General features: G+C 37.9%; 7 protein-coding genes and 4 tRNA genes. 2 read left to right on the forward strand and 9 right to left on the reverse strand.

Going from position 1 to position 11933, the window contains the following annotated elements; all coding sequences use genetic code 11:
• Positions 1 to 276: 276 nt before the first annotated feature.
• Positions 277 to 2325, forward strand: coding sequence for a methyl-accepting chemotaxis protein (locus V7083_RS08000; protein ID WP_335476868.1), 2049 nt, complete (start codon positions 277 to 279; stop codon positions 2323 to 2325).
• 69 nt (positions 2326 to 2394) lie between these two features.
• Here V7083_RS08000 and V7083_RS08005 read toward each other — a convergent pair whose 3' ends face one another.
• From V7083_RS08005 to V7083_RS08015, 3 genes are all read right to left on the reverse strand, one after another.
• A complete protein-coding gene (locus V7083_RS08005; protein ID WP_335476870.1) occupies positions 2395 to 3762 on the reverse strand; it encodes a dipeptidase in 1368 nt (455 codons plus the stop codon).
• 76 nt (positions 3763 to 3838) lie between these two features.
• Entirely contained in the window at positions 3839 to 4540 is a 702-nt protein-coding gene (locus V7083_RS08010; protein ID WP_335476872.1) for a YoaK family protein, read from the reverse strand.
• A gap of 572 nt (positions 4541 to 5112) precedes the next feature.
• Complete coding sequence (locus V7083_RS08015; RefSeq protein WP_335476874.1) at positions 5113 to 10305, reverse strand: bifunctional 2',3'-cyclic-nucleotide 2'-phosphodiesterase/3'-nucleotidase; 5193 nt, start codon at positions 10303 to 10305, stop codon at positions 5113 to 5115.
• Between the two features lie 245 nt (positions 10306 to 10550).
• On the opposite strand from V7083_RS08015, the gene V7083_RS08020 reads away from it, so the two are divergent.
• Positions 10551 to 10679 carry a hypothetical protein gene (locus V7083_RS08020; protein WP_335476876.1) on the forward strand — a complete coding sequence of 43 codons (129 nt, stop codon included), beginning with the start codon at positions 10551 to 10553 and terminating at the stop codon, positions 10677 to 10679.
• Positions 10680 to 10771: 92 nt separating this feature from the next.
• Here V7083_RS08020 and V7083_RS08025 read toward each other — a convergent pair whose 3' ends face one another.
• The 6 genes from V7083_RS08025 to V7083_RS08050 all read right to left on the reverse strand — a co-directional run bounded on the left by V7083_RS08025 (position 10772) and on the right by V7083_RS08050 (position 11912).
• Positions 10772 to 10903, reverse strand: a complete 132-nt coding sequence (locus tag V7083_RS08025) for a hypothetical protein (protein ID WP_335476879.1) — start codon at positions 10901 to 10903, stop codon at positions 10772 to 10774.
• Positions 10904 to 11166: 263 nt separating this feature from the next.
• Positions 11167 to 11523 (reverse strand): hypothetical protein, encoded by a 357-nt coding sequence (locus tag V7083_RS08030; protein ID WP_335476881.1) that lies wholly within the window; start codon positions 11521 to 11523, stop codon positions 11167 to 11169.
• Between the two features lie 61 nt (positions 11524 to 11584).
• Positions 11585 to 11665 (reverse strand) — tRNA-Leu (locus tag V7083_RS08035).
• 8 nt (positions 11666 to 11673) lie between these two features.
• A tRNA-Cys gene (locus V7083_RS08040) sits at positions 11674 to 11748 on the reverse strand.
• 10 nt (positions 11749 to 11758) lie between these two features.
• A tRNA-Gly gene (locus V7083_RS08045) sits at positions 11759 to 11833 on the reverse strand.
• Between the two features lie 4 nt (positions 11834 to 11837).
• Positions 11838 to 11912 (reverse strand) — tRNA-Gln (locus tag V7083_RS08050).
• Between the last annotated feature and the right edge of the window lie 21 nt (positions 11913 to 11933).

Consider the following 11933-nt stretch of genomic DNA (forward strand, 5'->3'; position numbering starts at 1 on the left):
AATGGTCATGTATGATCCATTTTTCATTTTACTGCTGCTAGTATATATGTATTTATAACTAAATTTAATTATACCTCTATACCACTTCCCGTTAAACCTTTTGAATAAGACGCCATTAATAAAAGATACAAATCTTATTTTAATATAACTAGCAAATATACTCTAAAATTTCCAACATTTACTACCTGTTTTTTTTAGCATCGGAGATATTATGAACATTATTGCTATAGTATAATTATGAAGAAAAATCAATATTAATAAATGAGGTGTACATCTATGAAGTTTCGCAGCATTCGGTCTCGTACATTTTTTCTAATACTTCCCTTGCTATTAATCACACTAATAAGCATTGGAGGTATTTCGTATTTTAATGCAAAGAACAGTATTAATGAACAATTAAATCAAAAAATGAATCAACAATTAATGGGGATTACCAATAAAGTTGAATCTAATCTAACGGGGCATACCCGTGTAGCTCAGTCGATTGCTAAAACAATGGAATCTGAAAAAATAGGGTTCTATCATTTAGATCAGTTGAACTCCTTGATAGGAAAGAACCTAGAGAATAACAAAGATACGTTTGGTTCGGGCGTTTTCTTTGCCCCTTATACCTATGACCCTAAGATAAATTTCTTTTCTACGTATGTATATCATGGTGAAAACAACCAATTAGCAGCTTCAACGGATTATAATGATCCGAGCTATAACTATCCATCCCAGGACTGGTACAAGATCGGATTATCTCATGATAAGCCGTTTTATTTTACCGACCCCTATTACGATGAAAATGTAAAAGTCTTAATGGCTACAACTACTGTCCCTTTTTACAACAGTAACAATGAGTTATTAGGGATGGCAACGGCTGATATGAATCTGAAAACGTTGCAAAATTTTATTACTGAAACAAAAGTAGGTAAAAATGGCTGGGCGATGCTCCTTGATAGTAAAGGTAATTATATGGCCAGTAAAAATGGTAAGGTCTCATCATCTATTAAAGAGGACAAGAATACGTCTCTACAAAAACTGGCCCCACAAATGTTATCACAGCAGCAAGGTCGTGGTGTTTACGAGGACAGCAACGGTACAAACCGCATTTATTTTAATAAAATTCCAATGACCAATTGGATTATTGCCCTTGTCATACCTGAAAAGGAATTAACGGCTCCTCTTCATTCCTTGTTGAATACGATCATCATCATAAGCATTATTTCAATTGCATTAATTATTGTGATTATTTTTTACTATAGCCGTTATATCACGCGACATGTGGCTCTTGTAAATTCATTATCCAATCGCATGGCACAAGGAGATTTTTCTGAAAATATTCATATTGATACACATGATGAATTTAAGGATATGGGCGATAACTTAAATACCATGCTTTCTGATGTTCGAAAAATGTTAGATCAAGTTAGTCATGGGACAAGCCAAGTGGCGGCAACTTCAGAAGAATTAAATGCCAGTGCTTACCAGACTAGTGTGGCAACTGAACAAATATCAAATGCTATTCAAGAAATTGCCAGCGGTTCTGAAACACAAATGGATAGCTTACAAAATAGTTCTAAAGCGTTTGAGGAAATAGCCATCGGTATGACGAGAATTACTGACTCTACTTTATCGGCAGCAGAAAGTACCTCACACGTCTCAGAACAAGCAAAGAGCGGAAATCATTCGATTCAATCATCTGTTAATAAAATTCATAATATGCGCGAATCCGTTAAAAATAGCACGACTGCTCTTGCTCGATTAGTTGAGCATTCAGAGAAAATTGGTACAATCACAGAAGTAATTGCCGGGATTACAGAACAAACGAACCTATTAGCTTTAAATGCATCTATTGAAGCAGCCCGTGCCGGTGAACATGGTAAAGGATTTGCAGTGGTAGCTAATGAGGTTAGAAAATTAGCAGAGCAATCAAAAGAATCTGCAGAACAAATTACTGTTCTCATCAATCAAGTACAAGCAGATACCTCTAAGGTCGTTGATAGTATGAATAAGGGATCCGTAGATGTTGAGGATGGGGCTAAAGCAATTCAAGAAGCCGGAAATATTTTTGCTACCATTGTCACAGAAATTGAAGCAGTAAATCACCAAATTCAAGAAGTATCAGCGGCAAGCAAACAGTTATCTATTAGTACAGATGAAATCTCGTCTTCTTCACAGGAGCTACTGCAAATTGCTCAAAATTCATTACAAAATTCATCTAGAGTTGCTAACTCCTCTAAGGAGTCACAGATTTCAATGGAGGAAATCACGATTTCAGCAGAGTCATTAAGCAAGCTAGCACTTGAACTTCAGAAAATGACTTCAAATTTTAAGTTTTAGGATGACTAAAAGTAAAAGAGATAGCTCAAGCTATCTCTTTTTCTTTTGTCTCATTCGGATAAGCTGCTCCTAATCATTAAGAAGCTCTAAAAAGGAACAAATGGTTAGGATCCCTTTATCAAAGTTCTCCAAGTTAAAATGTTCATTAGGAGCATGTAGATTTTCGTCTGGCAAACCAAATCCCATTAATACAACAGGCACATCTAGGGATTGGTTAAAATCCGAAACAATTGGAATCGAACCACCCTCTCTTTTGTACACTGGTGCCTTTCCATATACATTTTGATACGCCTGGGCAGCTTTTTTAATCATTGGGCTGTCAATTGGAGTTAAAAATGGATTACCAATATCTCCGAGCGACACTTTAACCGTACATCCTTTTGGTGCATGTTTTTCCAGATGCTTTTTAATCAATCCTTGGATTTTTTCAGGATTTTGATTATTAACCAGACGGCAGGTGATTTTGGCATGAGCCTCATTCGGGATGACTGTTTTAGTCCCTTCCCCTTGAAATCCGCCCCATAATCCATTTATTTCTAAAGTCGGCCTAGAACTGATTCTTTCAGGATAAGGATAATTGTTTTCTCCTCCTGTTAAATCTGTTAACCCTAACGATTTTTTTAACTTTTCTTCATCAAGGCCAAGTGCCTTAATTTGTTCCTTTTCAAACTCAGTTAGTTCTACTACATCGTCATAAAAATGTTCAACATTAATTTTACCATTTTCATCATGAAGAGTAGAGAGCAGCTGAACCAATAGATGGTTGGCATTCTGAACTCCTCCACCAAACATGCCGGAGTGTAGATCAGAATTCGCTGTCATAAGTGAAAATTCCAATGCACACAGACCTCTTAAAGAATAGGTAATTGCGGGAACTCCCCTGTCCCACATATCAGAATCGGAAATAACAACTACGTCACAGGATAATTTATCCTTATTGTCCAACAAAAATGGGGCAAGATTCGGACTTCCGATTTCTTCTTCTCCTTCAATACAAAATTTCACATTTACCGGTAATTTATTTTCTAAATTTAATAATGTTTCCACTGCTTTGATATGTAGGAAGGTCTGCCCTTTATCGTCGGTTGCTCCTCTGGCAAAAATCTTTTCATCACGGATCGTAGGCTCGAACGGAGGCGTTTCCCATAAATGAACGGGATCAACAGGCTGTACGTCATAATGCCCGTATACTAAGACTGTTGGGGCATTTTCCTGATGAATCCAGTCCCCATAAATAATCGGATGACCCTTTGTCTGGATGGTTTCAACATGTTCCATTCCAATACTCTCTAATTTATTAGCAATCCATGAAGCTGCTTTTTGAATGTCCTCTTTATGCTCTGATAAAGAACTAATGCTTGGAATACGAAGTAATTCTTTTAATTCCTCGACATTTTGATTATGGTTATTTGATACGACCGCGGATAAATCCTTCATATTATCACCTTTTCATGTTAATTTTCTAAATCATATACTCATTATAAATAATAGAGAAAAAATAATAAAATCTCTTTTATCTTAATTTTGATTTAATGGTTTCACTCAAATATCCTCTATCTCTATGATACAAAATAACAGTAATCACTAAAAAGCCACCGGCTATAAAAATAGATGGATTACCAAAATAGGTAGTTGAAAAAGTTCCAAGCAACGCACCAAGAATAAATGAAAGAATAATCAAAGAAAATTCTTTGAATTGCTTTTTAGCTTCACAATTATTTTCCTTTATCGCCAAGTAGGCAGCTTGTGTTGCTGTACGAAGGTTACCAGTTGTCATTGTTGAATTGTAAGCCCACTTGTCCAGTTTATTGAACGTCGAGATTTGTAAAGATGACACAAATGCAATACATACTGTTACCACTATGTTGGGCACAGTTTTTGGCAACAAACCTACAGTCATTAATACCAAACATTCCAAAATGAGTATGGACCTTCGATAGCTATGCAATACTTCCCTTACTTGAGGTATTTTACCCATTTCTGAAACCAAAACACCCAATATGAATGCTAATATAGGGGGGATAATAAACAAAGCTCCTCTTACATCCTTATTAGCTGCTTTTACTGCAAGCAGTACCATGTTACCTGTTTGAGCATTAGCAAACACACCATCACGGCTGACAAAAGTATAGGCATCTAAAAAGCCACCAACAACAGCTAACAAAACACCTAAATAAATTGAGTTGGACGATAACGATGGGATTTTATATTTCACTTTTTTCACCTTATTTCATTTTAAAAATCATGCATTTTTCTCATATGTAAAACAGAGTGCTCTCCGCTTGCTGTTTAGGTATAGGGTATGCTTACCCTATTAATTTACACAATAATTTATAAGAGCTTATTGGAAATAAAAGACGCTTCTTACAAAATGTAAGAAGCGTTTTTATCGCTTAAATTACAAAATAATTGATACCGGTAGTCGTGGTCGAACCGACACTCCAGAGGAACACGATTTTGAGTCCGGTCGATAACTAAAATGCTTATAAAATCAATAATCCCAACAGTATAAGTAATTACTGAAAAATTTAATTAACGCGGATACTGATAATTATGCCTTTACTCTTTAAAATAGTCAATTCGATAATTAATTTTTTTATTAAATTTTACTTGTCCTAATACATGGTATTTTTTTATTAAGCTAGCTTCAACTTTTCTTGCATCATTGCTGCCATAAGACCACTCCATCTAATTCATTTTTTTCTCTATAAATCTAGTAATTAAGATTTTTATAAAAAAACAAGCACCCTCGAGAAGTACTCTCGTGGGTGCTTATAGATAAATGAATTATTTCACAGTCACTTTTTTAGCAGCACTTACGTTGCCTGCTTTGTCTTTTGCCGTTACATAAAGAGCAGTGCCTGCTTTTTGCTTATTGATCGTGACAGAGAATTTGCCGTACTTGTCAGCAGTAGCTGTACCAATTACTTTAGTTTCAGCTTTCACTTCTACTTTAGCATATGCTTCTGTTTTACCAGTTACTTTAGTTGTTTTGGAAGTAACACTATCAACAGATGGAGCAGCAGGAGCTGTTTTGTCTACTACTGTTGTTGTAGTAATAGAGCTAACATTACCTTTGTTGTCAGCTGCTGTAACAGTTAATACTGTACCTGCTGGCTGAGCGGCTTTTAAAGTCACGGAGTAATTACCGTACTTGTCAGCAACTGCAGTGCCCAGAACAGTAGAACCTTTCTTAACAGTAACCTTAGAACCTGGTTCTGCTTTACCCGTTACTTTCTTATCAAAATCTGTTACTTGGTTCACTACTGGTTTTACAGGAGCTGTTTTGTCTACAACAGTAACCTTCACTTCTTCACTTACATTTCCAGCCTTATCCGCAACGATGATTGTTAAGACTGTATCTGCTTTTTGTGCAGATTTTAATGTAACAGAGAAGTTACCATACTTGTCAGTTGTAGCATGGCCTAATTCAACTGTTCCAGCTTTAACAGTGACAGTAGAACCTGGCTCTGCTTTACCAATTACTTGTTTATCAAAGTCTCTTACTTCGTTTACAGATGCTTTTGCAGGAGCAATGACATCCATTACCGTAACAATGTTTAAAGGGCTTACATTCGTAGCAGTGTCAATAGTAAAGATGTACAATACTGTGCCAGCTGCTAATTTCTCTAATAGAGTAACTGTGAAGTTGCCATCTTCGTCAGCAATAACATTTACTTTGAAGCCTTTATTATCAGTGATAACAACATGAGATCCTGCTTCGGCTTTACCTGTGATCGTTGTGCTTATGTTTGTGATAGGATCCACAGAAGGAGCTCCTGGGTCTGTCACATCTTTTACAACCACTTTAGCAGCTTCACTGACATTATGCGCTGAATCTGTAACAGTTACAAAAACTTCTGTATATGCCGGAAGAACGGATATGTCCATCGAGAAGTTTCCTTCTGTATCGGCTTCTGTTGAACCTACCACTACATCATTTACTCTAGCTTCTACTTTAGCACCAGCTTCAGCTTCACCTGTGATCGTTGTAGATTTGTCTGTTACTTCGTCCACTACTGGAGCTTCTGGAGCTGTTCCGTCTGCTACTTCTACTTTTGTATCAAAGCTTACGTTTTGTGAAATAATATTTTTAACAGGGTCTGTTACTACTGATTTAATAGCAGTTACAGTTAAAGTTTTTCCTGCTTTTGGTTTCGGAATGGAAACAGTAAAGCTTCCGTCATCGCCAGCTGTTGCTGTGCTGATGATTTTTTGACCATCTTTCACTTGTACTAATGCTTGAGCAACTGTCGTTCCTGTAACGTTTGTATCTTTGTCGTAAACTGGATTTACAACTGGAGCTTCAGGTGTAACTTCTAACTGTCTCATTCTTCCTTCATATTTACCATCAATAGGTGCATTTAAGGAACTAACATAATCGACTAATGTTTGTAAGTCATCACCACTCCAAGTTTTGCGATTAGTACCATTTTTGAATTCAGCAAAGAAATCTCCGCCATCTGCCATGAAGTTATTTACAGTAACAGAATAAACGGCATTCGGGTCAATTTTTGAACCATCTGGAAGATAAATATCAACAACTTTTTCACCAATTGGCAGTGCGTCTGACCAAGTATAAGTTAATCCCGAAATTTGCATAATGCGATATCGGTCTGAACGAAACTCTTGGTTAATGACTGTTCTTACTTGTTCACCAGTAAGGTTTAGACTTACTACATCATTACCAAATGGTTGAATAGCGAATAAGTCTCCATATGTTACATTTCCAGCCTGCTTAATTTCGTCACGTACGCCGCCGGCATTTATAAAGGCAAATTGTGTACCTGTTTTTGCACGCATTGCATCAGCAATCACGTCACCCATTGGCGCTTCTCCAGATGTATTCTGAAGTTTCGCAATAGGACCGTTTGTTGTACCAACTACTCTATTAACGGTTGGAGCAACATCTGCCAAGTATTTATCAAGTTCAGCTTTAACGCCAGCATCAAGGTGGGCTGGGTCTTGGAAGGTAGATTGAACTTGAGCTGTTTTTGTTACAATGTCCTCTGTCACAGGGTCAATGGTTAAGTCCACATCAGAGAATGCAGTACCATAAGAATATGACTGAACAAGAAGTTTTTGTTTACCAGTATTATCAGTTACGGTTGAGTTTAGGTATTTATGGTCATGTGCACCGTATACAACGTCAACTTCTGGGTCAATTGCTTTTGCAATATCAACTACTTGACCAGTAGGGTTCGATCCATCACTACTAGAAGTTCCAGGGTCATGAGCTAACACAACAATGGACTTGATACCTTTAGATTTTAATTCTTGTGCATACGTATTAATTGCTTCTACTTCGTCCGTAAATTCAACACCAGCTACACCACTAGGAGTTACAATAGTTGGTGTTTCTGTTGTTACTACTCCGATGAAACCAATTTTCACTCCGTCAACTTCTTTGATCGCGTAAGGAGGTAAAACTAATTCACCCTTGTGTTCGCCTTCTGTGTACTTCACGTTAGCAGCAATATAGTTGAATTTTGCCCCTTCGAATGCACCGTATTTATCAACGGTCTTAGGATGTGCGCCGCCATTAATTAAACGAAGCATTTCTGTAACGCCTTCATCAAATTCGTGGTTACCGATTGTACCAACATCCATTCCTAATTCATTCATGAAACGAATAGTTGGCTCGTCTTGTAATAACGCGGATGCAGGACGGCTTGCGCCTACAAGGTCACCAGCTTGTACCATTAGGGTGTTAGCTGGATTGGTTGCTTCTCTCTCTTTCAAGTAACCTGCTAAATATTGAATTCCCCCAACAGGTTTTCCTGAAACAGTAGTAGAATAGTCTAACTGACCGTGGAAATCATTAATACCTAGTAATTGAACATGTACATTTTGATCTAGAGAATACTGCTCCCAAGTTACGCCGTTAACAGTCTGCGGTCCAACATCCTTCACAGCTGGTTGAGATGGCAGACCTTTTGTTACGGCATCTGGAGAAGATCTAAATACAAGCTTCGCTTCGCCGCCAACAGGAGCAATCTTCCAGTTGTTATCAGCCGTAGGGTTTACGACTTTTTTGTCTTGAATGTAATTCATTAAAACTTGACGGTTCTCGTCAGGAGAATCTACTACAAGTGTAGCATGACCACCTTTTGTTCCTGGGAAGTTACCGCCGCCGCTTGCACGATAGTTGTTTGTTGCAACGATGAATCGTTGATCATCTGCGATTGGGTTACCCTTCATATCGGTAAAATGGATGATACGATGAGCATCTTGATTAACTACATCACCAGAAGTATAGTTATATCTTGCTGGCTGCGTTACATCGATTTGATATTTAACGCCATCGATTACATCAAAGTTAAATGGTGGGAAACCATAATCGATTAACTCTTGTGGGTCTGCCACAGCAGGGTCAATTCGATTAAATTGAGAGGCTGACATTTCTAACCATTCTTTTACTTGTGCACCAGTTAGTTCAACCGCTTTTAACGTGTTGTTATAAAGATACAAGTCATTGGCACTCTTAATAGAAAGATCACCTTTATTGATATTGGTGTAATCCGCTATACCTTGGCGTCCAGCCTTAAATGGTGCACCAGCTGAAATAACTGGGATATCTTTTAAGTCTGGGCGATTTTTCGCAATAAAGTCTTTCACATAAGCGGTTTGAGCATCATTCACGATCTGGATTGTTGGGTCATCCATTACGCGTGAAAAATAGCTGTTCATGGCCGTAGTTGTTTCACCAATTTTGCCGCGAACATAAGCTAAAGTTCCATCATGATATTCCTTAACAGCGTTTACAATTTCTTGATCTGGACCATCAATGGAAGGAACCATTACTGGCTTTTTGTTGGCATCAAATACTGGGTTGCCGTCTGCATCTACTGCTTGCTTCTTAAGTGATCTTAAAGCAGCTTTAGAATCAGCCACCGTCCATTGACCATTCACTTTTTGAAGCGTTAAGTCCATAACTCCTAGGTTATTTCCCCAATAGCCCGCTTCCATTGCTGGAACATTGTTGATTTTACCATTTGTGTTATCAATATCTGTTTTGCCGTTAAATGTAGCATCGCCAGGGAAGTTTAAGTGTGCATGTCCAAATAATAATGCATCAATTCCTGGTACTTTACTTAAAGCAAAGACAGCGTTCTCTGCGTTTTCAGCGTCTTGGCTATTTGTTACAGCAACGTCACATCCAGAGTGAGCAATCGCAACAATAACATCTGCGCCTGCTGCCTTCATCTGAGGGATAAACGTATTTGCTGTTTTAACAATATCTTTTACGGTTACTTTATTTGATAAGTTGTCTTTGTCCCACTGCATGATTTGCGGTGGTGCAAAACCAATAACCCCTACATGAATTGTTTGAGTCTGGCCATTTTGATCGACTACTTGCTTTTCAATAATTTTATAAGGTGTAAAATAGTTTTCAGTATCATTTGAAGAGTCACCGTCAGCGCCATTATCTTTGTAGATATTCGCGTTAACTACATTGTAAGGAACTTCTTGCAGAGCGTTGTTCAAATAGTCCAAACCATAGTTAAATTCATGGTTTCCTACAATACCTGCATCATAATTAAGAAGGCTCATCGCCTTAAACATTGGATGCTGTTCATCTGCAGCCAATTTCTTAATTTTAGCAACATAGTCTGCCATTGGGTTCCCTTGTAATAAGTCACCCGCATCAAATAACATAGAGTTTTGTTGATAAGTAGGGCTGCTTGCATCCGTACTATTAATCTTTTCTTCTCTTGCTTGTTTGATTAGGACAGCTGTTCTGTCTAGACCATAATCAGTAGTTGCTTTGTCCTGATAGTAGTCATAGTCCATGACATTGTCATGTAAATCAGTTGTTTCCAGGAAACGCATCTTAACTGTACTTTCTGCAGTTCCTGTTACTTCAGCCTTAGCTGTTCCTGGGAACATATTCAACGGAATCGTTGTAAGCGCTAACACTGCGGCCAAAGAAGTATTAAGCATGCGTTTTGTCATGCTTCTTTTAATTTTTCTTTTCACCGTTTTCCCGCCTTTCGACAAATAAATTGGCATTGCAGAACTATTCTACTAATATTTCGACAAGATTCATAGAGTTTTTCAAAACTTTTTTAGTTAAAATTGAAAGATTAGGGTTTGAAAAGGCATTCTAACTAATATTTGGCAGATATCTGCTATAATTCGGCAAAATATTCAAATTTCCATATAATAGATGTGAAAATTCTGTATTCTATTATAAGACAGGATAAAAAAGGAGGTATGAAGAAGTGAGAGCTGAAAAATTTGTCAAAAAGAAGAAAAAATGGCCACGTGTGGTTGGGATCATTTTATTAGTACTCTTAGTTGGATTTGTATTTATTCATATTCTGTATATAAATTCTTATCCAATGCAGTAGAGACCAGGCATCAGCCGTTTGGCCGAACCAAATCGGATAAACGGACTTAGAAAATTTCCTTGAACAACAAGCAGCCTTTCACCGTTCTTCTTTTAGGGGTAGATAAACGTAAAGGCGATAAGGGCCGCTCTGATACCATCCCTTTTCTTGTTTCCTTTTCCTAATACAAGAATTTTCCCGCTTTCAAGCGAAATATCAGTTATTTCATGTTTACGAGTTCGCAAAGCTTTACTCCAGTATCAAGTAAGACTGGCATAATAGTGTAATCCCTAAAGTCCACAAATTTCTTTTTATTAGGTTGGCTTAAAAGTTCTCTTTCTTCATCATCTGTAAAAGGTTTTATTTGCTCTTTCTTCCCCTTCTGTTTTTGGAGAGAACAAGCGGCATTAATAGATATGACTGTTTCCTAATGTAAGAATGAGTAGAACTGTTTCATGGTCCTAATACAGTGGTTTATCGTGGTTGGATTATTGCCTAATTGCTCCATTCAATAACTGATGACGTCTTTAAACAATTTCTCTGATGTATGAAGCGGAGCAGTAGAATATTTTAGATTCTCTAAAGCACGTTTAATAACCGTCAGATTTTCCTTATCCCAACGTTTTGTATGGTAGGTCAGGTTTTTCATTGTCATGTCTTTTAAAAACAAATCTAGGCTGGTCTGAAAGTCCTCACCGCCACTAACTAACAATGTTTGTTCTTCCTCGTGTAACTCCTCAATAATGGTTCTTCTTTTTTCCATTCCTCTACGCTTCTTTAAAGCTAATAAAGGTGGTAGCACAATATTTTTACGTACATGATTATAAGACACGACCAAAATAAAAAGGATTGCGTGTTCAGTCATTAAGACTAAACTCACAATCCTTGTTATACCGCAGAAAAGAGCGGGTTTAGGTTAAAAATGATACCGGTGGCCGGGGTCGAACCGGCACTCCAGAGGAACACGATTTTGAGTCGTGCGCGTCTGCCAATTCCGCCACACCGGCAAATCATATGGAGGCGGCAACCGGATTCGAACCGGTGGATAAAGGTTTTGCAGACCTTGGCCTTACCACTTGGCTATGCCGCCGAATTTAATATGGAGCGGAAGACGGGATTCGAACCCGCGACCCCCACCTTGGCAAGGTGGTGTTCTACCACTGAACTACTTCCGCAAAATGGCTGGGCTAGCTGGATTCGAACCAACGAATGACGGAGTCAAAGTCCGTTGCCTTACCGCTTGGCTATAGCCCAATAGCTGAACATTAATAGCAT

Origin of the sequence: Bacillus sp. JJ1764 (assembly GCF_036962145.1) — a bacterium.
Lineage (GTDB): Bacteria > Bacillota > Bacilli > Bacillales > Cytobacillaceae > Neobacillus.